Source organism: Caballeronia udeis, from assembly GCF_001544555.2.
Lineage (GTDB): Bacteria > Pseudomonadota > Gammaproteobacteria > Burkholderiales > Burkholderiaceae > Caballeronia > Caballeronia udeis.
Window position 1 is genome coordinate 35,367 of the sequence record NZ_FCOK02000056.1, and the last position, 21,226, is coordinate 56,592.

General features: G+C 60.4%; 23 protein-coding genes and 3 pseudogenes. 20 read left to right on the forward strand and 6 right to left on the reverse strand.

Going from position 1 to position 21,226, the window contains the following annotated elements; all coding sequences use genetic code 11:
• Positions 1-106: 106 nt before the first annotated feature.
• Complete coding sequence (locus AWB69_RS48090; protein WP_156529017.1) at positions 107-334, reverse strand: hypothetical protein; 228 nt, start codon at positions 332-334, stop codon at positions 107-109.
• 5 nt (positions 335-339) lie between these two features.
• On the opposite strand from AWB69_RS48090, the gene AWB69_RS30855 reads away from it, so the two are divergent.
• Positions 340-1,635 (forward strand): MFS family transporter, encoded by a 1,296-nt coding sequence (locus AWB69_RS30855; protein ID WP_062090613.1) that lies wholly within the window; start codon positions 340-342, stop codon positions 1,633-1,635.
• A 70-nt stretch (positions 1,636-1,705) separates the two neighbouring features.
• Here the strand turns inward: AWB69_RS30855 and AWB69_RS30860 are convergent, their stop codons facing one another.
• Both AWB69_RS30860 and AWB69_RS30865 read right to left on the reverse strand, forming a co-directional pair.
• The gene (locus AWB69_RS30860; protein WP_062090614.1) at positions 1,706-3,058 is read right to left on the reverse strand and encodes a type II toxin-antitoxin system HipA family toxin; all 1,353 of its coding nucleotides are present in this window, start codon (positions 3,056-3,058) and stop codon (positions 1,706-1,708) included.
• Positions 3,058-3,315 (reverse strand): helix-turn-helix domain-containing protein, encoded by a 258-nt coding sequence (locus AWB69_RS30865; protein WP_062090615.1) that lies wholly within the window; start codon positions 3,313-3,315, stop codon positions 3,058-3,060. The genes AWB69_RS30860 and AWB69_RS30865 overlap by 1 nt, the downstream gene beginning before the upstream one ends.
• Before the next feature lie 465 nt (positions 3,316-3,780).
• Between AWB69_RS30865 and AWB69_RS30870 the strand changes: the two genes are divergently transcribed.
• Positions 3,781-4,437, forward strand: coding sequence for a hypothetical protein (locus tag AWB69_RS30870; protein WP_062090616.1), 657 nt, complete (start codon positions 3,781-3,783; stop codon positions 4,435-4,437).
• A gap of 18 nt (positions 4,438-4,455) precedes the next feature.
• Here AWB69_RS30870 and AWB69_RS30875 read toward each other — a convergent pair whose 3' ends face one another.
• Positions 4,456-4,644: a hypothetical protein gene (locus AWB69_RS30875; RefSeq protein ID WP_062090617.1), complete on the reverse strand. Its 189-nt coding sequence runs from the start codon at positions 4,642-4,644 to the stop codon at positions 4,456-4,458.
• 62 nt (positions 4,645-4,706) lie between these two features.
• On the reverse strand, positions 4,707-5,780 hold the full coding sequence (locus AWB69_RS30880) for an AraC family transcriptional regulator (RefSeq protein WP_062090618.1): 1,074 nt from the start codon (positions 5,778-5,780) through the stop codon (positions 4,707-4,709).
• A 229-nt stretch (positions 5,781-6,009) separates the two neighbouring features.
• Here AWB69_RS30880 and AWB69_RS30885 point away from each other — a divergent pair, with 229 nt between their 5' ends.
• From AWB69_RS30885 to hfq, 13 genes are all read left to right on the forward strand, one after another.
• Positions 6,010-7,143, forward strand: coding sequence for an acyl-CoA dehydrogenase family protein (locus tag AWB69_RS30885; protein WP_062090644.1), 1,134 nt, complete (start codon positions 6,010-6,012; stop codon positions 7,141-7,143).
• A 463-nt stretch (positions 7,144-7,606) separates the two neighbouring features.
• Positions 7,607-8,350: an IclR family transcriptional regulator gene (locus AWB69_RS30890; RefSeq protein ID WP_062090619.1), complete on the forward strand. Its 744-nt coding sequence runs from the start codon at positions 7,607-7,609 to the stop codon at positions 8,348-8,350.
• Between the two features lie 35 nt (positions 8,351-8,385).
• The gene (locus AWB69_RS30895; protein ID WP_062090620.1) at positions 8,386-9,444 is read left to right on the forward strand and encodes a cyclase family protein; all 1,059 of its coding nucleotides are present in this window, start codon (positions 8,386-8,388) and stop codon (positions 9,442-9,444) included.
• A gap of 18 nt (positions 9,445-9,462) precedes the next feature.
• Positions 9,463-10,164, forward strand: a complete 702-nt coding sequence (locus AWB69_RS30900; protein WP_062090621.1) for an SDR family oxidoreductase — start codon at positions 9,463-9,465, stop codon at positions 10,162-10,164.
• Between the two features lies 1 nt (position 10,165).
• Complete coding sequence (locus AWB69_RS30905; protein WP_062090622.1) at positions 10,166-11,125, forward strand: 3-hydroxyacyl-CoA dehydrogenase; 960 nt, start codon at positions 10,166-10,168, stop codon at positions 11,123-11,125.
• Between the two features lie 76 nt (positions 11,126-11,201).
• Positions 11,202-12,536 (forward strand): short-chain fatty acid transporter, encoded by a 1,335-nt coding sequence (locus AWB69_RS30910; protein WP_062090623.1) that lies wholly within the window; start codon positions 11,202-11,204, stop codon positions 12,534-12,536.
• Between the two features lie 30 nt (positions 12,537-12,566).
• A complete protein-coding gene (gene catC, locus AWB69_RS30915) occupies positions 12,567-12,851 on the forward strand; it encodes a muconolactone Delta-isomerase (RefSeq protein ID WP_062090624.1) in 285 nt (94 codons plus the stop codon).
• 20 nt (positions 12,852-12,871) lie between these two features.
• Positions 12,872-13,168, forward strand: coding sequence for a YciI family protein (locus AWB69_RS30920; RefSeq protein WP_062090625.1), 297 nt, complete (start codon positions 12,872-12,874; stop codon positions 13,166-13,168).
• Between the two features lie 313 nt (positions 13,169-13,481).
• Positions 13,482-13,865 (forward strand): DUF427 domain-containing protein, encoded by a 384-nt coding sequence (locus tag AWB69_RS30925; RefSeq protein ID WP_062090626.1) that lies wholly within the window; start codon positions 13,482-13,484, stop codon positions 13,863-13,865.
• A 209-nt stretch (positions 13,866-14,074) separates the two neighbouring features.
• Entirely contained in the window at positions 14,075-15,403 is a 1,329-nt protein-coding gene (locus tag AWB69_RS30930; RefSeq protein WP_062090627.1) for an LLM class flavin-dependent oxidoreductase, read from the forward strand.
• A gap of 232 nt (positions 15,404-15,635) precedes the next feature.
• Positions 15,636-16,205, forward strand: coding sequence for a TetR/AcrR family transcriptional regulator (locus tag AWB69_RS30935; protein ID WP_062090628.1), 570 nt, complete (start codon positions 15,636-15,638; stop codon positions 16,203-16,205).
• A gap of 161 nt (positions 16,206-16,366) precedes the next feature.
• Positions 16,367-16,591, forward strand: coding sequence for a hypothetical protein (locus tag AWB69_RS30940; protein ID WP_062090629.1), 225 nt, complete (start codon positions 16,367-16,369; stop codon positions 16,589-16,591).
• 684 nt (positions 16,592-17,275) lie between these two features.
• Complete coding sequence (hfq, locus tag AWB69_RS50895) at positions 17,276-17,605, forward strand: RNA chaperone Hfq (RefSeq protein WP_062090630.1); 330 nt, start codon at positions 17,276-17,278, stop codon at positions 17,603-17,605.
• Positions 17,606-17,883: 278 nt separating this feature from the next.
• On the opposite strand, the gene AWB69_RS30950 is transcribed toward hfq, so the two are convergent.
• Positions 17,884-18,414: a DUF6572 domain-containing protein gene (locus AWB69_RS30950; protein ID WP_062090631.1), complete on the reverse strand. Its 531-nt coding sequence runs from the start codon at positions 18,412-18,414 to the stop codon at positions 17,884-17,886.
• Positions 18,415-18,736: 322 nt separating this feature from the next.
• On the opposite strand from AWB69_RS30950, the gene AWB69_RS30955 reads away from it, so the two are divergent.
• The 5 genes and pseudogenes from AWB69_RS30955 to AWB69_RS30965 all read left to right on the forward strand — a co-directional run bounded on the left by AWB69_RS30955 (position 18,737) and on the right by AWB69_RS30965 (position 21,155).
• On the forward strand, positions 18,737-19,270 hold the full coding sequence (locus tag AWB69_RS30955) for a hypothetical protein (protein ID WP_156529018.1): 534 nt from the start codon (positions 18,737-18,739) through the stop codon (positions 19,268-19,270).
• A gap of 422 nt (positions 19,271-19,692) precedes the next feature.
• Positions 19,693-19,956, forward strand: a pseudogene (locus AWB69_RS30960) (MaoC family dehydratase); the annotation flags it as partial.
• A gap of 3 nt (positions 19,957-19,959) precedes the next feature.
• Positions 19,960-20,153, forward strand: a pseudogene (locus AWB69_RS49705) (acetyl-CoA hydrolase/transferase C-terminal domain-containing protein); the annotation flags it as partial.
• 9 nt (positions 20,154-20,162) lie between these two features.
• Positions 20,163-20,306, forward strand: a pseudogene (locus AWB69_RS50585) (hypothetical protein); the annotation flags it as partial.
• Positions 20,307-20,462: 156 nt separating this feature from the next.
• Complete coding sequence (locus tag AWB69_RS30965) at positions 20,463-21,155, forward strand: nitroreductase (RefSeq protein ID WP_062090633.1); 693 nt, start codon at positions 20,463-20,465, stop codon at positions 21,153-21,155.
• The last annotated feature ends 71 nt before the right edge of the window (positions 21,156-21,226 follow it).

Genomic DNA, 21,226 nt, shown 5'->3' on the forward strand with positions numbered 1-21,226 from the left:
TTCTAGGGTAATTACCAAGTGCTTTCAGTTTTTATGATTGTAAGTTTTTTTTGAGTCTCTTCTTGCAATCGTCTGGTCGGCCGCAAACCGTTGATTTACCGGGAGTTCAATGCTGAAAAAAGATTTCACGAGATTCGGCTTGATTTGTTTTTGACAAAAATCTTTCAAGTGAAAATGCTGTGTAAGCTGAATTTTGGTTGAGCGTCATGTTGCAACAACCCGCTTCTCGTCGTATAAACTTGCGCGCCGCCGCCCAGCGCGGACCGTCGCCGGCATCAGACCGGCTCAAGAGCGGCCACAAGCCGCCGTTTTCAACACGCGACAGGAGTTTCACCCAGCATGGCCGACATCGCTCTCTCAACTTCAGCTGACACCCGGCGGCGCGTTCTCGCGATCGTCGGCGCTTCATCGGGGAATCTCGTCGAGTGGTTCGACTTCTATATATATTCGTTTCTCGCGCTGTACTTCGCTCCGGCGTTCTTTCCAAGCGGGAATCCGACCACGCAGCTGCTCAACACCGCCGGCGTGTTTGCCGCGGGTTTCCTGATGCGGCCGATCGGCGGCTGGATGTTTGGCCGTATCGCCGACAAGCACGGCCGCCGCACGTCGATGATGATTTCCGTGCTGATGATGTGCGCCGGTTCGCTCGTGATCTGCTTCCTGCCAACCTACGCGAGCATTGGTGCCTGGGCGCCATTTTTCCTGCTGATCGCGCGGCTGTTCCAGGGCTTGTCGGTGGGCGGTGAATACGGCACGAGCGCGACCTACATGAGTGAAGTCGCGTTGCAGGGGCGGCGTGGTTTCTTCGCGTCATTCCAGTATGTGACGTTGATCGGCGGACAGCTTGCCGCGTTGCTGGTGCTGGTCGTGTTGCAGCAAGTGTTGACCACGGAAGAACTGCGGGCATGGGGCTGGCGCATCCCGTTCGGGATTGGCGCGCTCGCGGCGGTCGTGTCGCTGTATTTGCGCAAATCGCTCGATGAAACCACCACGGCCGAAAGCCGCAAGCTGAAGGAAGCCGGTACGCTGCGCGGTCTCATGCAGCATAAGGGCGCGTTCCTCACCGTGGTCGGTTTCACCGCGGGCGGATCGTTGATCTTCTACACGTTCACCACGTACATGCAGAAGTACCTGGTGAACACTGCCGGCATGCATGCGAAGACGGCTAGCAACGTGATGACCGCGGCGCTCTTCATCTACATGATCATGCAGCCCGCGTTCGGCGCATTGTCTGACCGGATCGGCCGGCGCAAGTCGATGATCTGGTTCGGCGGCCTCTCAACCCTCTGCACGGTGCCGATCCTGCATGCGTTGAAGGACGTCACCAGCCCGATCGTGGCGTTCGTGCTGGTGGTGATCGCGTTGGCTATCGTGAGTCTCTACACGTCAATCAGCGGGCTGATCAAGGCCGAGATGTTCCCTGCGGAAGTGCGCGCGCTGGGCGTGGGTTTGTCGTATGCGGTGGCAAACGCGGTGTTCGGCGGTTCGGCCGAATATGTGGCGCTGTTCCTGAAGTCAGTCGGCAGCGAGTCGACCTTCTACTGGTACGTGACGGCGTTGTGCGCGATTTCGGGAATAGTCTCGTTGCGGATGCGCGATTCGTCGAAGGAGGGGTATTTGCGCGACGTGCCTTGACGATGTGACGCAGACCCGGCGCACGTTGGATTGCATCGCAACCGGCGTGCCGCGCAATTGATTGAAGCGCTCAGGCAATCGCCCTCGCTGGCATTGCCTCGAGCGCGGCCACGGTCCGGTGTAGTCCCTCGAAGATACGATCAGCGACCCTGGCCGGAAACCCCTCCGGCAACTCGCCCGACACGCGCTCGATAACACCGGGCGTCCGTGCAATCAGCCGCTGGATGATCGGCTCCGCATCCTGCCCATATGAGCATCGCGGCGCCATTGCGTTGAAGTGGCGGCGCTGGATATCGCGAAAAGCGTAGTGACGGTTCTTACCCGACACAGCCATGGCAAGCCTGGCCCTGAACCACGACCACTGGTTCGCTCCCTTGCCCTCGACCGGCCAGATGGACATGACGTCATAAAGCGGGGTCAGCCGATACTGTCCGCCCGCCAGCAGCCGGATGCTGAAGTTCTTCGCGTGCCCGTCCGGGGCGGCCAGCAGCCAGAAGAGTATCTGCGTGGTCAGCAGCGTTTCTATGTCTTCCCTGGCCGTCTCGGACTGCTGGAGCACTTGCGCCAGATCGATCACCCCCGGACCCCCTTCGTTCTCATACTTCTTGTGCGAGGGCAGCCCCATCACCTGGCAAAAGTCCTCTTGCGGCAGCCTCAGGATCCACTTGCCGCTTGAGTGCATCTGGCGGTCGAAGCGTTTCACGCTCAGCGCGCGTTGCTTGCCGAAGGTCTTGATCTCCGTTTCGGCGACCGGTACGCCGTAGGCCTGCAGGAGATGCATGCACAGCCATTCGTTTTCGACCGACGTGGTGAGGTCGGCGCGCCGGTTACCCACCAGGCCGAGCGGAAGCTTCAGGATATGCGTTGTGGGAGTGGCGCCGTGCGGTTTCATCCACTGGCCTTCGTGCCAGAGGAGTGCAGTCTTTTCCTGTGCGCCGGCCAGGGAAATCCGGAAGTCGTCTTCGTCGTCCTGGGGGCCAAAAGTGCCGCTGCCCGCAGTCTGGTTCAGGAGGGTCTCGATATCTGCGTCACTGAGCGGCGTGCCGTCGATCTGTTCGACACCGGCAGGCTCTTCGTCGGCACCCAGCAGTTGAACCGCGCCCACACAGTCCCGGCCAATGGCCTCCAAAAGATCAAACGCATCCAGCGTGTCCGTCCGGAATCGCCGGCCGATTCGTTTTCGAATGGCCTCGCTGTCCGGCAGCAGGTTGTCGAAGTAGTTGAGTACCCGGTCGCCTTTGAGCGGGGCATTATCAAGCGGGATGGGCAACGACAGCGAAAGCGGCCGGCTGAGCTCGGAGGCGGCCCACTCGGGGTCATAGGCGAGTTCCATCGGACCGCGAGTGGGAATGCGCCAGATGCCCATCCGTACGCCGTTGACCCATACCGACAGCGCCCGGGAATGTGGCTTGCGTCCCGCCATTACCACTCCGGCGCAGGCGCGGGGGGTGTTGGTGCAGACGAACCCTTGTCCAGGACCTGGAGTTGCAGTTCGTACGCGCCAAAAAGCGTCAGCAGCTGATTGAGTGTCAGCGTGCTGGAGTCCGCCTCGAGCGTTGATATGCGACTTTGGCTGATACCCAGCCGCGAGGCCGCTTCAGCTTGGGTGAGGCCCGCGCGCCGGCGGCCGGCGGCAAGGATCTGACCCATTTGGTAGGGCGTTGCAATGGCCTGCTGCATGATAATTATCTCTCACACGAATAAACGCAGTTTATGTCTGTAACAGATATTTGTCAATTATTCGTGTGAGAGATATTTGGAAATTATCTGCCACACGAATAATCGCCATTTATTCGTGTGGCAGATTTTCTTGAGCGAGACACTACGGTTACAAACGACGCTGGGAGGTCGAGAATCGAGCGGGTCAACCCTCCCGCGGCGTGTCCTCATCCCCACGCCCTTTTTGGCGCGGGTTGCCCTTAAACCACGTGATTTCTGTTGCTTTTTGCGGGTTTTCACCGCCTACCCGGACAAAACGCGCATTATTGAGATGACGGTAAGATTGCGGTCAGATGCCCACTTAGGCGACGCCCCCGATCACGATCCGGCTCGTCGCCGTCATGACGGGCTCGCCAGGACCTGAGCGTCAAGCGCATGTGAACCGCTGCGCAGCGTTTGCGAGTCCGTCTGCTTGGAGACTAGCCCATGGAAGATTTCGATGAAACGCTGTACCTCGTGTGGCGAGCCAACCTGAATGTGCTCGCGGGATCGCCGGCTGGCGGCGCGAGAATTGCCCGCATGATGAGTTTTTCCCCGTCGTACATGAAGCTGATTCTGGCCGGAAGGCGCGATTTCAGCGAGGAGTTCGTGCGCGGGGTGGAAACCGTCACCGGTTTGCCACCGCGCTGGCTGGACGAGCGCCGCGACCGGCGCGATATTCCGCCCGAAACCCAGCGCGCGATGGACGAGGAAACACCCGCGGCGGTATTTCGCGGCAATGCGCACCCGGCGCCCAAACGGCCCGTCTTGCGCGGCCCGGAACCACTGCTCTCGCAAACCGAAGCGACCCGTCGTATTGCCGACCAGGCGCTGCAGCAAGTGGAGACGCATCGGCGCGACCAGATGTTCCGGCGCAACCGCGATCTGCTGTTGAGCGACCTGCGCCGCGTGGAACGGCAGCTTTCGATGGTCCAGCTCGATGGCATCAATGCGAAGGCGGAGGATTTGCGTGCGTCGGGCAAACTGGACGATCCGGTGAAGGCCGATCTTGCCGGAAGAATCGAGCAGATCGACAAACACCGCGCCATGCTGCTGCAGCACGTCGAGAAGCTGGCCCTGCTGCTGACGGGTCTGGACGACTGAATCGACGACTGAAAGCGGCTAACGCGTTTGTTTGCCGTGACTGTCGTGACGTTTTGGTTCAGGGGCAGGGTTGCGATCGACTGAGATCGCGACGGGGTCGCTTGCGGGAAAACTCTCGTCCAGCGCTTCGTCGAGTGCGGCCTCGCGATGGCTCACGTCAGCCGGTGCTTTCGGCTTGCTGTGCTGTGGTGTTTTCGGTTGCGGCATGGCAACGCTCCTTCAATGGACCAGCAGATTTTCACTATAGCAGCGCGACGGTGTGCCTGCTGTCATGCATCTGGGTCGACACCGGTACGCATGCCGCGATACGCCGCCGGCCGCACGCCTGTCCACTTCCTGAAGGCGCGATGAAATGCGCTGGGTTCCGCGAAACCGAGCGCATGCGCGATCTCAGCGATGGTCTGCGTCGTGTCGGCGAGCCGCGCGATGGCCAGGTCGCGCCGCAGCGCATCGCGGATGGATTGGTAGGTTGCGCCCTCTTGTTTCAGGCGGCGTCTTAGCGTGGCCTCGGCCATGTTCAACGCCGCCGCGATAGCTTCGCTATCCGGCCAGTCGACGGGCGGTGATTGCCGCAACTTGCGGCGAATTCGCGCAGCGAGCGAATCGGGATTGCGATATTTCACGATGAAATTGGCCGGCGCCTCACGCAGGAAAACCTTCAGCGTGGCGGCTGTCTGAACGACCGGCAACGTGACGCAATCCGGCGCGAGATCGACATACGATGCCGGTTGATCGAAGAACATTGCGTCGCAGAACATCAGCCGGTATTCGTCGGACGCCGCCGGTTCCGGGCAGCGCAGGTGCGCGGCCAGCACCGGGATGCGACGGCCGACCAGCCAGCACAACAACCCGTAGATCATGATGAACGCGGTGGCGTAGACGAACATCGGGCGGGGTGAGCGGGTTTCAGTACCGGTGTCGGCGAGTCGAATTCTTACGCGCGTGGGATCGATGTCGATTTTGCATTGCAGATCGTCCAGCACGAGTCGCAGGAAACCGGCAATGCGGTTCAGCGCCTGAGCGCCGTCGCGCGAACCGAGCGCGGCATGACAAAGCAGCGCGAAGCTGCCGCGGCGCATTGGATGACTGTCCTGGCCGAAGAATTCATCGTCGAGCGCATCGGCGACGGCGCTCCACAAGCGGCCGTATTGTGCGGCCGAGACGCGGGCGAGCGGCGCCGCGAGCGCGGCAGGCTGGATGCCCGCCAGCGCCAGCAACCCGGTGCGCTCCACACCGCGACCCTCGGCGCACCGCAGCGCTTCCTCGACGAGATCCCCCGCTATGGTCCCGCGTTCATTGCCCCGGCCGCGCGGTGTCCGTGGAGCGGGCGGAGCCGCGGTCACGGCCCGCAGGGGCCGCTGGTTCCGCGGGCGTTTCGGTGTTGGGGTAGTCGTTGGGGTAGTCACTAGGTGGCGCATTCGCTCAGGAAGCTTGATCGTTTCAGGCATCGGCAGACGAATGCGCCGCGCCTAGAATCTGGCGTGATGCTATTTGCCGCCGGCTTCACCGCTTAAGCGCAGCAGTGTAAGCCCAGCGCGTTTTCCCGTATTTCACACGAGCCATACCATCATGATCGACAGCTTCCTGACCGACGACCAGCGCATGATCCGCGACGCCGCGCGCGACTTCGCCACTGAAGTGCTCGCGCCGCACGCGGGCCAATGGGACCGCGACGCCGCCCTGCCGGACGAGGTCGTGCGGCAACTCGGCGAGATCGGCCTGCTTGGCATGATCGTACCTGCGCAATGGGGCGGCACTTTCAGCGATTACGTGGCGTATGCATTGGCGATCGAAGAAATTGCGGCCGGCTGCGCCTCGTGCTCGACGCTCATGGCCGTACACAATTCCGTTGGCTGCGGACCGATTCTCGCGTTCGGCACTGAAGCGCAAAAGGCCGAATATCTGCCGAAACTGGCGACGGGGGAGATGATTGGCGCGTTCTGCCTGACCGAGCCGCAAGCCGGATCGGAAGCGAATAATCTCAAGACTCGAGCCATTGAACGGGACGGCCAGTGGGTGTTGTCCGGTGCGAAACAGTTCACGACCAACGGCGCGCGCGCGGGCATGGCGATCGTGTTCGCCGTCACCGATCCCGAGTTGGGGAAGAAGGGTCTGTCGGCGTTCATCGTGCCCACGAATACACCGGGTTTCAACGTTGGGCGGCCCGAGCACAAGATGGGCATTCGTGCTTCCGATACTTGCCCGATTTCACTCGAGGACTGCGCGATTCCTGCAGGCAACTTGCTGGGCGCGCGCGGCGAAGGATTGAAGATCGCGTTGGCCAATCTGGAGGGCGGGCGTATTGGTATTGCGGCGCAGGCAGTGGGCATTGCGCGCGCGGCATTCGATGCAGCGCGTGCTTATTCGCATGAACGCGTGCAGTTCGGCAAGCCGATCAAGGAGCATCAGTCGGTAGCCAACCTTCTCGCCGATATGCAGACCAGCCTGAACGCGGCGCGCCTGCTTGTGTTGCACGCAGCGCGGATGCGCACCGAAGGCTTGCCTTGCCTGAGCGAAGCGTCGCAGGCGAAGCTGTTTGCGTCGGAAATGGCGGAGCGGGTTTGTTCGCAGGCCATTCAGATTCACGGCGGTTATGGTTATCTGGAAGACTATCCTGTCGAGCGTCATTATCGCGATGTCCGCATCACGCAGATCTACGAAGGCACGAGCGAAGTGCAGCGCATGGTGATCGCGCGGCAACTCTAGGGCGTCTGAAGGCCACGTGCGAGTGTCATGCTGAAACACCGCTTCCGGTTCACGAGGAATAGCCAAGCGGCGACGCCTTGCGCGAAGGCTTCGCTGTTTTTTGTTGCTCCCGGATAGGCTCACTTCAAGCTCCCGGCAAAGCTCACCGTGATCGCTGGGCACGCTCCCGAATAGACTCACCGCTGGTATCCCGAAGGTTCTCACCGGTCGCCGGCACCCGAGCTCGATTGGGGCAGTTGATGATGCATCGTCAACGTGGAGTTTTATAAGGATAGCTATCTATTTGAGGGCTGCCTACCCAATGAAAGAGGCAAGCCGTCTCTCGTGATAGTCAGCGGCGGATTTCCTGAGGCCGGCGGCACCCGGAGTTGATTCGGACCCGAAAGCGTTGAACATCGCTCATTTATAGGTGTATACCCCAGACCTCTTGCGTTCAAGTTATCGATATATCGATAATATTGTCATGGATGTGAAAACTGCAGTGCGCGTCTTTGACGTGATCAACCTCTTTGCCGAAGTCCGGCAACCGATGATCTACAGCGAGATTGCGCGTCGAACCGAAATCCCTTTGTCGAGTTGTCATGCGCTTTTGCAGACGATGGTGGCGAAGGGTTATCTCTACGCGCCGGGCGTAAAAGCGGGGTATTACCCGACCCAGCGCCTGTTGCATGTCGCACGTGACATTTGCAGCGAGGATCCGCTGACGCTGTTGTTTCAGCCCCTGCTTACGGCATTGCGCGATGCGACGGGTGAAACGGCGGCGCTTGCGACGCTCGCGGGCGCGCGGGTTGTTTATCTGGACGTCATGGAATCGCGTCAGAAGATTCGCTACAGCGACGAACCCGGCGGTTTTATGCTCGTCCACGCCAGCGCGGCAGGCAAGGCGCTGCTGGGCGCGTTGCCTGTCGACGCACGCCGGCGACTGCTCGACAGTTGCGAGCCGCTGAGTGCATCGACCGATGGTTCAGTGATCGATCGCGCGTCGCTCGAAGTGGAGGTGGAGCAGGGCGTGACGCTCGGCTGGCATCGTTCGACCGGAGAAAACGTCGAGGATGTCGCGGGGCTTGCGAAGGGATTCTCGATCCATGGCGAAGCGTTTGCGCTCGTTATCGGCGGCCCGAAGGCGCGCTTGCTGAAGAACCAGGAGCACGCGGTCGCGGCGCTCCTCGATATTTTCGACCGGATACCGCAGACGTTGATCGGCTAGCGGCTGGGAAATCATGGTCGTGCAAGGAGAACAGGATGCAGGATCAGAGGCGCTGGAAGAACAGGCCAGACGGTTCGAACTGGGGTGATTTCGGCCCCGACGATCAACTCGGACGACCGAACCTGATCACCCCGGAACAGGTGCTGAAGGGCGCGCGCGAAATTCGGGCGGGCCTGAGTTTTTGCCTGTCGCTGCCGCTCGATTATCCCGGCGACAGCAAGCTGAATGTACGTCGTCATCCGCCGGTTTTGCGGCCTACGACGAAGGACGGATTGCCCTACGTGAACTTCCCGTTCGCGCGTATGGACGAGCAGGCAACCGACGTGGTCAGCGACGATCAGGTCCTGATGAGCCTGCAATATTCCACCCAATGGGATTCGCTCGCGCATGTGGGCGCGCTCTTCGACGCCGACGGCGACGGCGTGGCCGAGAGCGTCTACTACAACGGCTATAAGGCGAACACGGATGTAGTCGGGCCCATGGAATACCGCCGCGACGACGCGTTCGCGCCGCACGCCTGCGGTAACGAACATAGCCACGCAGACGCGCTCGGCATTGAAAATCTCGCGGTAAAGGGCATGCAGGGGCGCGGCGTTCTTGTCGACCTCGTCGAGCATTACGGACGTGAGCATCGAACCGTGGGTTACGACGACCTGATGTTCGCCATCGACGCGGACAAGGTACAGATCGATTGTGGCGACATGTTGCTGCTGCGCACCGGTTTCGCTGAACTGGTGCTGGAAATGAACCGTCATCCCGATGAAGCCGTGCTCAACAGCCAGTGTTGCGCGCTCGACGGCCGCGATCAGCGGCTGTTGCAGTGGCTGACCGATTCGGGCATTGCGGCGCTGGTCGCGGACAACTATGCAGTCGAGCGTTATCCGGCGCGTCCGGCGGAAGGCCACTATCCGCTGATGCCGCTGCATCACCATTGTCTGTTCAAGCTTGGCTTGCCGCTCGGCGAGCTCTGGTACCTGCGCGATCTGGCGGTCTGGCTGCGTGCCAACGCTCGCTCGCATTTCATGCTGACAGCGCCGCCGCTGCGTTTGCCGGGCGCGATGGGTTCGCCCGTGACGCCGATCGCAACCGTCTGATTTCCTAAAGTACACGACATGACACGAGAACGAGTTTTGATTACCGGCGGCGCGGCGGGAATCGGTGCGGCTTGCGCCGAGCGCTGTGAAGCGGATGGCTTTGAAGCTGTGGTTATTGATCGGGTGGGCAATGGAATTATTGCCGATCTTTCGGATACCGAAGCAACGGCGAAGGCGCTCGATCAAGCGCTCGCGGGCGGTCCGATCACGCGGCTGATCAACAATGTCGGCGTGGTGGTGCCGGCGGGCGCAGCCGGGCAGAGTCTGGAGGAACTCGAGCTTGCGTGGTCACTGAACGTACGTTGCGCGATGCAGTGCATGCAGGCGCTGCTACCGGGCATGCAGGCTGCGGGTTTCGGCCGGATCGTGAACATGTCTTCGCGGGCGGCGCTGGGCAAGGAACTACGTACCGCTTACTCGGCGACCAAGGCGGCGTTGATCGGCATGACCCGGGTATGGGCGCTCGAACTCGGCCGTCATGGCATCACGGCGAATGCGATCGGTCCCGGCCCGATCCGCACCGAACTCTTCGAACGTGCGAATCCGCCGGACAGCCCGCGCACGCGGGCGATCATAGAAAGCGTGCCGGTGAAACGCGTGGGCACGCCGGAAGACGTCGCGCATGCCGTGTCCTATTTCCTCGATGCCCGCAGCGGTTTTGTCACTGGCCAGGTGCTGTACGTGTGTGGCGGCATGACGGTTGGCGTGGCGGGAGTCTGAGATGAACACGGCTGAAATCCGGCGCGTGGCGATCGTGGGGGTGGGGAGTATCGGCGTCGCGTTTGCTGTGGTGTTTGCGCGCGCGGGATGGCCCGTGCGTCTTTTCGATCCCGACGCGTCACGCCGCGATGCGGCCCCTGGAGAGATCTCGCAGCGCCTGACGGAACTGGCACGCTTCGGTTTGCTCGACGAAACTGCAGAGGCCGTGGCGGCGCGCGTGCAGATAGCGGCCTCAGTAGAAGCAGCCGTCGCCGACGCGGATCTCGTGCAGGAGTGTGCACCCGAGCGAGTGGACATCAAGCGTGCGTTGTTTGCGCAATTCGATGCCGCCGCGCCCGCGACGGCGATCTTCACCAGTGCTTCATCGGCGTTGACGGTATCGAGCTTTGTTGATGATCTGCCAGGACGGCACCGTTGCCTGATTGCGCACCCGGGCAATCCGCCGTACCTGATTCCCGTTATCGAGATCGTACCTGCGCCTTTCACCGCGCCGGAGGTCACTGAACGCACGCTGCAACTTTTCCGCGATGCCGGCCTGCAACCCGTGCTCGTATCGAAGGAAGTCGAGGGCTTCGTCTTCAACCGGTTGCAGGGCGCCGTGCTGCGCGAAGCGTATTGCCTCGTGCGCGACGGCGTCGCGACCGTCGAGGACATAGACACCGTCATGCGGGACGGCCTTGGCCTGCGGTGGTCGGTGATCGGGCCGTTCGAAACGGTTGATCTGAATACGCGCGGCGGCATAAGCTCGCATGCGCGGAAGATGGGGCCGGCATACGAACGGATGGGCGCGGAACGCGGCCAGCACGATCCGTGGACACCGGAACTGGTTGAGACGGTGGCTGCGGCAAGACGCGCGGTGCTGCCGCTTGAGCAATGGGACGAACGAGTGGCGTGGCGCGACCGCGCATTAATGGCGCTGGCTCGACACCGGCGGCTGGTGGCTTCAGGAAAAGAGTCCTGAGGGCAGGCCAATTTACTCTCGCCGCGGAGATGGTAAAAAATTTCGCTTAACTAAATAATATTTCAGAGACAGTGCAATGCAGAAAATAACCGGATTCTTCACCGAACTGATGCGCAAGTATTTGCCCGATCCGTTCGTCTTTGCTATCGGGCTGACGCTGCTCACCATGATTCTTGCCGTATTGGTGCAGGGCCAGGGCATCGTGGCGCTGACAACCAGCTGGGGCAAGGGCTTCTGGACGCTGCTTGCATTCACCACGCAGATGGCCGTGATCCTCGCGATGGGTTACGTGCTCGCGACTGCTCCACTAACCGAGCGATTCCTCGATCGCATCGTCATGCGGGTGCACGATCCGCGCATGGCGATCATTGTCGCCACGCTGGTGGGCGGTATCGGCAGTTACCTCAACTGGGGTTTCGGGCTGGTGATCGGCGGCATTGTCGCGCGCAAGCTGGCGCTCAGTGTGAAGGGCGTGCACTACCCGTTGATCATTGCGTCGGCCTATAGCGGTTTCACGCTTTACGGTCTTGGTTTGTCGGCGAGTATTCCCGTGCTCATCTCCACCAAAGGCCACCCGATGGAAGCGCAGATGGGCGTGATTCCGCTCTCGGAAACCATCTTTTCGCCGACCATGCTCATCACCAGCCTGGTCGTGCTGATCACGCTGCCGTTGCTCAATGCGTGGTTGCATCCGAAGCCGGGCCAACCGGTGACCGAGATCGACCGTACGCTTGAAGAGCGCACGCGCGCAAGTCAGGCGGCGGTTCCCGCCGACGCCGGCGATGACCGCACATTCGCCAGCCGCCTGAACAACAGCCGCTTGCTGAGCGGCCTGATCGGATTGATCGGCGTGGTCTACGTGGTGCTGTATTTCCACGGCGGCGGCACGATGGACCTGAACCTGATCAACTTCATCATCCTGTTTCTCGGCATCATTTTGCTGGGCACGCCCATTCGTTATGTGGAGAAACTCAACGAAGGCATCCGGACGATCAGCGGCATCATCCTGCAATATCCGTTTTACGCGGGCATCATGGCGATCATGGCGTCGTCGGGACTGGTCAACACGTTTTCCGAATTCTTCGTCAAGATCGCGACGCCGCATACGTTGCCGTTCTGGGGGCTCATCAGTTCGTTCTTCATCAACTTCTTCACGCCTTCCGGCGGCGGTCACTGGGTTATTCAGGGCCCGTTCATGATCGAGGCGGCCAAGGCGATTGGTGCGTCCGTGGGTCATACGGCCACCGCGGTCATGCTCGGCAACGCCTGGAACGACTTGATCCAGCCGTTCTGGATCTTGCCGGCGCTCGCTTTGTCGAAACTGAAACTGAAGGACATCATGGGCTATACCGTCATCATGATGTTCTGGATCGGCATTGTTTATACGGTTGCGATCCTGGCATGGGGCTAGGCGGTTCAATCATCTTGCGGAGGTTCGATCATGTTGTTCCTGGTTCATATGGTGGTGCAGATCCCTGCCGACGCCGACTCGGAGCTCACCAATAGCCTGAAGGCCGCCGAGAAGGCGTTCTCGCAAAAACTGCAGCATGAAGGGAAGTGGCGTCACTTGTGGCGCGTGGTGGGGCAGTACGCGAACTACAGCGTCTTCGACGTCGAGTCCAATGACGAGCTGCATACGTTGCTAAGCTCGCTGCCGCTCTTTCCCTACATGACGATCCAGGTCACGCCGCTAGCCCAGCATCCTTCGGCGATCGCGCAGAACTGAGTTCGATAAGGGGAGGTGTCATGCCGTTCATTATCGAAACCTGGGACAAGCCCGGCCACGCGCCGGTACGCACGCAGCAGCGCGACGTGCACCTGGCCTATCTCGAAGCGAACAAGGCGCTGTTGCTGGCGTGCGGGGCGAAGCTCGAGGACGACGGCAGCAACGCTGGCGGCGGCCTGTATGTGGTCGACCTCGACACGCGCGAGGAAGCCGAACGTTTCATCGCGAAGGACCCTTTCGCGCTTGCGGGTTTATTCGAGCGCGTGACAATTACGCGGTGGCGCAAGGCATATGTCGACGGCAAGGGTTATCTATAGCCGGTCTTTAGTCCGGTGCGGGGTACTCCTGCCCCGTCCGGCATGACGAGCGGCATGACGCCAGGTAACCGGATCATGCTTTCAGCATCATTTCGGTAAGCCGATTCTTCTGCCGGGTTCTCGTCGTCTCTTGCGTCCCCCTTTTAACGTGGCCATCCCGAGCGGGTGGCAGATCCGCCAAGGCCGCGCCGGTGCGCAAGTACGCGGGGGTCACGGCAAGAAAACGCGCTTTCCGATACGCTGCAGTATTCGTAGGTAACGACTATCTCACCACGCTGAGTCCGTTCACCCTCGCTTCAAGGAGCACGAAGCCATGCAGACCAAAACCGTCCGGGTTCCCGGACCCGACCACCCCATCACGATCGAACCTAATCCGGCGCGCGTCACTGTCTCTATCGGCGGGCGTGTCATTGCGGACACGCGCGAGGCGCTGACGTTGCGTGAAGCGTCGTACCCGGCAGTCCAGTACATTCCGCGCAAGGACGTCGACATGTCGCTGTTGCAGCGCACGGACCACACGACCTATTGCCCGTACAAAGGCGACTGCGCCTACTACAGCATTCCGCTGGGCGGCGAGCGCTCCGTGAACGCGGTATGGACCTATGAAGACGCGTATCCCGCGGTCGCCGAGATCAAGGACCATCTGGCCTTCTATACGGATCGTGTGGACAAGTTCGACGTGCAGCCGGCAGGCTGACACGGGTAGGCGGCGTTGCCACTGCGGACGGCTGCAGTGGCAACGCCGCGCGCTCACTGAAAACTGCTGGCCGGCCGGGCCGTTCCTGCATCGATGGCGGTTCGTGCACGCTTTCGCCATTCGACGTATTTTATCGATGGCGCCGCGTCCGCGAGCGAAGCGCATGCCTCGCTGTCGAGGCATTCTTATCAACGCTGGAACGGAATCCCATGACCACGCAACGTCGCTTGCGCCTGGGCGCTTTCATGCGCCCGGCCACCATTCACACCGGAGCCTGGCGTTACCCCGGCGCCTTCCCGGACGCAAACTTCAATTTCGCGCACCTCAAGCGTTTTGCGCAGACGCTGGAGCGCGGCCGGTTCGACGCGTTCTTCATGGCCGACCATCTTGCCGTGCTCAACATGCCTACCCAGGCGCTGAAGCGAAGTCATACGGCTACGTCGTTCGAACCCCTGACGTTATTGTCGGCGCTTGCCGTGGTGACCGAGCACCTTGGCCTGATCGCGACAGCATCCACGACGTTCGACGAGCCTTATCACGTCGCCCGCCGATTTGCCTCACTCGACCACCTTAGCGGCGGACGCGCGGGCTGGAACCTGGTCACCACGGCCAATCCGGACGCTGCGCTCAACTTCGGCCTGGACGAACACGTGGAGCACGGCGAGCGCTACCGGCGCGGGAGGGAGTTCTTTGACGTCGTGACCGGCCTCTGGGATAGCTGGGCCGACGACGCGTTCGTTCGCGACGTTGAAAGCGGGACCTTCTTCGATCCCGCCAGGATGCATGTGCTGAACCACAAGGGCGAGAACCTCTCGGTGCGTGGGCCGCTCAATATCGCGCGGCCCGTGCAGGGCTGGCCGGTCATCGTGCAGGCGGGATCGTCCGAAGCGGGCCGGCAGATCGCGGCCGAAACGGCGGAAGCTGTATTCACCGCGCAGACCACGCTGGCGCAGGGCCAGCAGTTTTACGCCGATGTCAAAGGCCGCATGGCGGCACTCGGACGCAACCCCGAGCATCTCAAGATCCTGCCGGCGGCGTTCGTCGTGGTCGGTGACTCGCTGGACGAAGCACTGGAAAAGCGTGCGCGTCTCGACAGCCTCGTGCACTACGACAGCGGTATCGCCTCGCTCTCGATCATGCTTGGCCACGATGTCTCAGGCTTCGATCCTGACGGTCCACTGCCCGACATACCCGAAACCAACGCGAGCAAAAGCAGCCGCGAGCGCGTGCTTGAATGGGCGAGCCGCGACAAGCTCACGATCCGCCGGCTTGCGCAACGGGTCGGCGGTTATTCGGGGCTGGAAATGATTGGCACTCCCGGGATGATCGCTGACCAGATGCAACAATGGCTCGTGGAGGAGGGTTCTGACGGCTTCAATGTGATGTTCCCTTACCTCCCGGGCGGTCTTGACGATTTCGTCGACAAGGTCGTTCCCGAATTGCAGGTAAGAGGCATCTTCAGGCGTGAATACGAAGGTGTCACCTTGCGGGAGAATCTCGGTTTGCCGAGGCCGGGGAACCGTTTCTTCAAGGATTGAAGCATGCATGACGCCGTCTGGCTGAGGCGTCATTGAAAACAGGAAATATTCTGTACTCAATTATTTCGTATAACTGAATAAACTGATATCGGGTTGCGAAAAGCAGCGTGAGCAAGCAAGGGGTGATGGCCACTGCGTTGAACCGGCCCGCGCCCGAGCCATTCCTGTTCTGCATTAAGATTGATGTCTCGGGGGTGCTGATAGCCGCCCCATCACAGGACAAAAGAAGCTCATGGGACATTCACAGGCAGAGAAGGCGGCAACGCATCAGCGGATCGTCGATGTGGCGGCACGGCGCTTTCGGGAACTTGGGTTGGACGGCATTGGCGTTGCCGATGTCATGAAGGAAGCCGGCATGACGGTTGGCGGTTTCTACAAGCATTTTGAGTCACGCGACGAACTCGTAACCGAGGCGCTCGAGGTTGCATTCAAGAGCCTCGACGTATGGGAAGCACGTGCAGAAAACCTGCCGCAGGCGGTGCGCGATTACCTGAGCGAAGCGCATCGGGACGCTCCGGGTCAAGGCTGCGCGTTGGGTGCTTTGCTAGGCGATGTTGGACGCAGCAACGACGCCACACGCGAGGTATTTACCGAGCGGGTCAAGCGCAATCTCGCGTTCTCGGAGGGTTTGCTCGATATCGCGGATCCGGCTGAACGCCGCGCCCGCGCGATCCTGCAAATGAGCGCCTGTCTGGGCGCGATCGGCCTGGCGCGAGCGGTGTCGGACCCGGCTTTGTCGAAGGAGATTCTGGACGGCGTCGCGGGGCAACTGGCGCCCTTGTTGCCGGGGCCGGGGAACTGAGCGCGCGCGGGTTGAATGGAAACAATTCTTGAAGCCGTGTTGCCGATCCATTACATTCGACCCGTTGTCTGCGTGCCGACTCGAGCCTGTCAGCCACGAGTCCGGATGGCCGGCAACCGACTCCTGAATCGTACTCTATGCGTGCTCTTTGGAGATTGACGATGAAAGTACTTAACCTGATTTACCTATCTGCCATCCTGCTTGGCGCGTCAGGCATGGCCACGGCCCAGGGCAATGGCAACGGTGGTTCGGGCGGCGGCAACGCGCATGGTGCCGCAACGGCCGCTCCGACCATGGGTGGTGACAATAGCTCCACGCCTGGAAGTTCGAGGGGAAAGCTCCACTTCAAGCACAAGCATAAGAAGCCGGCAGCTCCCGCTCAATAACGCGGAACGGTTGAATTCAGCCGCCGTTTCCTGCGTCCCGTCCTCTGCTCCTTCTTTTGGTGAGCCGGCGGCGAACACAAAAGGCTGTTGCGGTCCGGGAAACCGGCCGTGACGGCTTTTTATCCCTTTCCGCTGTGCCAATGGTGAATTTCCCGGAAATTCCCTCGCGCCGGGCCGCCTGGCATCCGACAGGATCCAACCCGCAAGACTTTTCAGCAGCTGCTTCGGAGTTGCGCGCCCTGATGTACGACGTCGGTCGGCGAGAGTTTGTCCGTTTCTGATCTTGTTGGCATTCAAGGGCCATGTCCACGCGCTATTTCAGCGGGTTAGTATCGGACATGCGGTTGCGAACGGTTTTATCGGGCTTGGCGATAGTCCGAACTGAATTTTCGTGCGAAGTTGAACTCCACGGAACGGCGTTGCTCGAATGGGAGCAAACAGTGCGCGGCGCCATCATCTGGCATCATGACAGCACGCTGGATTGGCGAAGCGCGTGTCACTGACGGGTGCTGCCTGGTGCTGCTTTGTGTTACCGAGCGGCAAGAAACGGTAGCATTCGGTCAGCGCAAGCTGTTTCACAGGAACTCAATAGCGAGTTTGCCGGCCACGCACTGTGTAATGCATCAAGATTCTGGCGGATCTCCGCCGGAACAGTCCGAAATACTAACGTCAGGTCGAATGAGAATGGCTACAGAACACCAGCAGCAAAGTCAGAGCGATGTGCTGAACGCCGCCCGCAAGGAGCGCAAACGCGTCGCAATTTTCCTCGTCAATGGGGTCCGGCTGGTTGGTCACATCGAGTCGTTCGACCAGTATCTGGTCATGCTGAGTTCCGCCGCCGGTATCCAGGCGGTCTACAAGCATTCGATTTCGACCATCCAGGAAGATACCGGCAAAGCGTTCACCGCCGGAACAGCGCGTACCGGCGCGGGTGCCCCGCGCGACGCAGACTCAAAGCGTCCGGTTGCAATTTCCCATAAGCGGCGCTTGCCGACGAATATGGGCAACGAGTGAACGTGAAGTGCCCGGTTCGTGCGTCAGGCGGAACTGGCGTGTGAGCCACGATTGCAGAGTGGAAAGGCGGCAGTGGGTCGCTGGATCGGTTGAGTGCTGAAAGGCTGGGGAAGGAAAAGCAACAGGAGCGCGGAGCAGGCGGTTGCGCCATCCCCAATCTGCCCCTCGCGACACTTGGAAAAATGCATAAAAAAGGCGAAGCCCACTGGGCCTCGCCTTTTTTATGTGCATTCACTTGTCATCATTTCGTCACAATATGCTGCCTTGTCTGGTTGTCCTCATCGCCCTGAGGACGTTTTCTTGCGCATTACCAGCACTGCGCGCCGCCCGGCATGCACGATATCTTCACGCGGCTTCTCATCGCGAGCGGGGCGCATTGCAAGATCCAGCGCGTTGACGACCGAATCCAGCCGCGTGTCAGCCGCGACGGCAGCGCTGTCCGCCTTCATCCCTGCATCCGCGGCATCCGAGGCCAGCGCATGCCGCACGTCGACGGTACGGCACCGGACGTCAAAACCGGTCGCCCGGATCAGCGTCTCGCGCGTCTTCCAGAAAACCTCGGCTGCGCGGGTCATGGGTCGCATGGCGACGTATTCAATGCACACCGGATAACCGCGTACCTGAGGGTAAGCGGTAAGTAGCTGGCCGGAACGGACGTACTGCGTGTAACGATCGATCTTTTTTGTCAGCAACGCAAAATGCGTCGCTGCATCGTCCCAGTCGAGGTCGTCGAATATGCCGACGTACACGCGCTTGAACAGAATGTTTACGCCGACGTAATCGATAGTGTCCACGTCGAGAAGAGACATGGTATTTCCCCAGCGCCCGATGCCGGGCAAAGATTGCAGGTGCGTATTGTAATGGAATGCGTCATCCTAAATAAGTACGCGGGGCGTGATTGCAACAGTGTACGACCTTCATGCTTCGCGACATTCAACATGCTTTGAAATTGATTATTTTGGTGCACAGCTTAAACCAACTTCTTGAAATAGGAGGATACCTAAAAATAGGCCGGGTAGATTGACAGTGTTCATCCCGAAAAACAAACTGGGTTCACGTTATTTGAACGGTTTGTGCGATTGGATCGGACGGCGCACGAGCAAACCCTTTTTGTCCGGCAGGAGTAGCAAAATGAAATCGAAGTCAAACTCAACCAAGTCAAGAAAGGCCCTCTGGTCCTTCAAGTCCGCGCTGGTTGCGGCTGCGTCATCCATGGTAATGACGGGCGCGTTCGCAGCGTCAATCGACGGCACCACGTCAGTGCGTATTGGCGGCAAACTGCAGTCGGTGGATATGAACACGCATCAGGTGACGGTCATCAATGCGCGGGGCGCCGCTGAGGTGTTCAAGGTTGGCGACAATATACCGAACCTCGACAAAATCAAACCCGGTACCAATGTGTTTGGTACGTCCGAGCGCGCGGTCAGGCTGACGGTGCTCGATTCTTCGACCCTGGCGGCAACGCCTTCGCCGGACGGCAATCAGACTGTGGCCAGCGTAGCACGCGTTGACGGCCGCACGGTGACGCTCAGGGACACGCAAGGCGCTGAGCTGACGGTGCAGGCGAATTCGCAGAAGGCTGCGGCCACGGTTATTCAGGGTACCCGTGTGCTGGTCGATGTCGTCGACGCGAGTTCGCTGAGTTCCGGCAGGGTGCTCAAGTAAAGCAGTCGGATTCCTCCGATTGCCGGTGTTTCGCCGAAACGCCATCATGCGTACCTCGTCGGTGGTCCGGATCCCCGCCGGATCACGAACGGCAAACCGGCCGGGTAAAACCGGCTGGTTTCGAGCTTCTCCGGAAGTGCGGTAACGCGGCAATCCAGGTACCTCCGCGACCAGGCGTTATCGCAAAAAAAATCCATCCGGCGCAAGCCGGATGGTTTTTTTTATGTGTCGCGCATTGCGTCTGCTGCCTGAAAGCGCCCCATGGGCCGGGTGTGAAAATTCGGCATCGTCCTTCGGATTTCACGACGGGTTGAAACCCCCAGCCTTCTGTTTTTCCGAAGACTGGCACCAATAGTGCCGCATTGTCTGCGGCAGACATCGTCACGAGAATGAACGCGTCGAGTAACACCTGAAGGCGCTCAATGAGCGTACGCACCGTGAGCGCAAAGGTGGTGGCGAACCTTGGCTGGGACAAGGTCAAGGCTACCCACGTGGTATTTGCGGGTGACACGCTGTATGCGGAGTCCACGGTGTTGGCCAAGCGCAAGTCGGCCAGCAGGCCGACACAGGGCATTGTCACGGTTGAGACCAGGGAAATTAATAAGGATGACAAAATAGTGATGATGTTCGAGCGCACGATGCTGATCTACAAGCGCGGCCATTCCCCGGAAGAAGCGGCCGACTACTTTTCAAAGAGGGTTGCCAGTCTTGCCAGGCCGGTGACCACGCCGCGCCCGGACACGCGCCTGGTAGTCACGGAATATGGCGTGGCGAGCCTGAAGGGTTTGTCGTCGACACAACGCGCCACCGGGCTTATCCGTCTCGCCCACCCGACGTTCGCGACACGCTGACGGCGCCGGCGCGTGAACTTCACTTACTTTAAGCCGCGGACATTCATCATGGGCAGGACCATTGCGGATCATCTGGCCAGGACCTGAGCGCGAACAACTTTGCGGAGATCGCGGCCGCGGCGGGCATCTTCAGCGTTCGAGTGGAACAGTCAGAGGATTTGCCCGATGCATTGGGGCGTGCATTTGCGCGGCCGCGCGGATGAAGTCGTCGAGTTGGCGAACATGCATTTCAGGTGAGCACGCCCGGCGCATTTTGCGGGTACGCGATAAAGTATCCGGCGAACGCCTGGGCGCCAACACATGCCGCTCAGGGCATGGGACCCCGAGACGAGAGCCTTTTGATGAACAACGACGCAACCGTGACCGTGATGCAGGCGCTGATGTCGCGCCGTTCGATTCGCGCGTTCCTGCCCGACGCGGTGGACGAAACCACCCTGCGCCAGATCTTCGATCACGCCCGGCGTGCACCGTCGGGCAGCAACACACAGCCGTGGAAGGCTTACGTGCTGACCGGTGAAGCGCGCGACGCGCTTTCACGGAAGATCCTTGCCGTGTACAACGATTCCGAGGCGGACAAGCTGCACGAAGAGGAATTCGCCTATTACCCGCGCAACTGGACGTCGCCGTTCATCGACAGAAGGCGCGAACTCGGCTGGTCGCTGTACTCGCTGCTGGGCATAACACGCGACGATAAAACCCGCATGAAGGCCCAGCTTGGCCGCAATTTCGAGTTCTTCGGTGCGCCGGCAGGCGTGATTTTCGTGACGGATCGCACCATGGAGCAGGGTTCCTGGCTCGATTACGGCATGTTCCTGCAGAGTGTCATGCTGATGGCGCGCGCGTTCGGGCTGGATACCTGCCCGCAGGCCGCGTTTAATCGCTACCACCGGATCATCGCGGAACATCTGGCGCTGCCTGACAACGAGATCGTGGTGTGCGGCATGAGCATCGGTTACGCGGATCTGTCACAACCCGAGAATGCGCTTGTCAGCAAGCGCGAGGAAGTCGACGATTTTGTGCGGTTCCTGAAGTGACGGCGTCACCAACTTGGGGAAATCCCGGTTTTCTGATTTAGTTCTAACGGATGTGCTACACGTTTTTACAA

What these genes read in the sequence shown, in the direction of transcription:
- AWB69_RS30855 (WP_062090613.1), top strand. Translation starts at nt 340, where the DNA reads ATGGCCGACATCGCTCTCTCAACTTCAGCTGACACCCGGCGGCGCGTT.
- AWB69_RS30860 (WP_062090614.1), bottom strand. Translation starts at nt 3,058, where the DNA reads ATGGCGGGACGCAAGCCACATTCCCGGGCGCTGTCGGTATGGGTCAAC.
- AWB69_RS30865 (WP_062090615.1), bottom strand. Translation starts at nt 3,315, where the DNA reads ATGCAGCAGGCCATTGCAACGCCCTACCAAATGGGTCAGATCCTTGCC.
- AWB69_RS30870 (WP_062090616.1), top strand. Translation starts at nt 3,781, where the DNA reads ATGGAAGATTTCGATGAAACGCTGTACCTCGTGTGGCGAGCCAACCTG.
- AWB69_RS30875 (WP_062090617.1), bottom strand. Translation starts at nt 4,644, where the DNA reads ATGCCGCAACCGAAAACACCACAGCACAGCAAGCCGAAAGCACCGGCT.
- AWB69_RS30890 (WP_062090619.1), top strand. Translation starts at nt 7,607, where the DNA reads ATGGATGTGAAAACTGCAGTGCGCGTCTTTGACGTGATCAACCTCTTT.
- AWB69_RS30895 (WP_062090620.1), top strand. Translation starts at nt 8,386, where the DNA reads ATGCAGGATCAGAGGCGCTGGAAGAACAGGCCAGACGGTTCGAACTGG.
- AWB69_RS30900 (WP_062090621.1), top strand. Translation starts at nt 9,463, where the DNA reads ATGACACGAGAACGAGTTTTGATTACCGGCGGCGCGGCGGGAATCGGT.
- AWB69_RS30905 (WP_062090622.1), top strand. Translation starts at nt 10,166, where the DNA reads ATGAACACGGCTGAAATCCGGCGCGTGGCGATCGTGGGGGTGGGGAGT.
- AWB69_RS30910 (WP_062090623.1), top strand. Translation starts at nt 11,202, where the DNA reads ATGCAGAAAATAACCGGATTCTTCACCGAACTGATGCGCAAGTATTTG.
- catC (WP_062090624.1), top strand. Translation starts at nt 12,567, where the DNA reads ATGTTGTTCCTGGTTCATATGGTGGTGCAGATCCCTGCCGACGCCGAC.
- AWB69_RS30920 (WP_062090625.1), top strand. Translation starts at nt 12,872, where the DNA reads ATGCCGTTCATTATCGAAACCTGGGACAAGCCCGGCCACGCGCCGGTA.
- AWB69_RS30925 (WP_062090626.1), top strand. Translation starts at nt 13,482, where the DNA reads ATGCAGACCAAAACCGTCCGGGTTCCCGGACCCGACCACCCCATCACG.
- AWB69_RS30930 (WP_062090627.1), top strand. Translation starts at nt 14,075, where the DNA reads ATGACCACGCAACGTCGCTTGCGCCTGGGCGCTTTCATGCGCCCGGCC.
- AWB69_RS30935 (WP_062090628.1), top strand. Translation starts at nt 15,636, where the DNA reads ATGGGACATTCACAGGCAGAGAAGGCGGCAACGCATCAGCGGATCGTC.
- AWB69_RS30940 (WP_062090629.1), top strand. Translation starts at nt 16,367, where the DNA reads ATGAAAGTACTTAACCTGATTTACCTATCTGCCATCCTGCTTGGCGCG.
- hfq (WP_062090630.1), top strand. Translation starts at nt 17,276, where the DNA reads ATGGCTACAGAACACCAGCAGCAAAGTCAGAGCGATGTGCTGAACGCC.
- AWB69_RS30950 (WP_062090631.1), bottom strand. Translation starts at nt 18,414, where the DNA reads ATGTCTCTTCTCGACGTGGACACTATCGATTACGTCGGCGTAAACATT.
- AWB69_RS30955 (WP_156529018.1), top strand. Translation starts at nt 18,737, where the DNA reads ATGAAATCGAAGTCAAACTCAACCAAGTCAAGAAAGGCCCTCTGGTCC.
- AWB69_RS30965 (WP_062090633.1), top strand. Translation starts at nt 20,463, where the DNA reads ATGAACAACGACGCAACCGTGACCGTGATGCAGGCGCTGATGTCGCGC.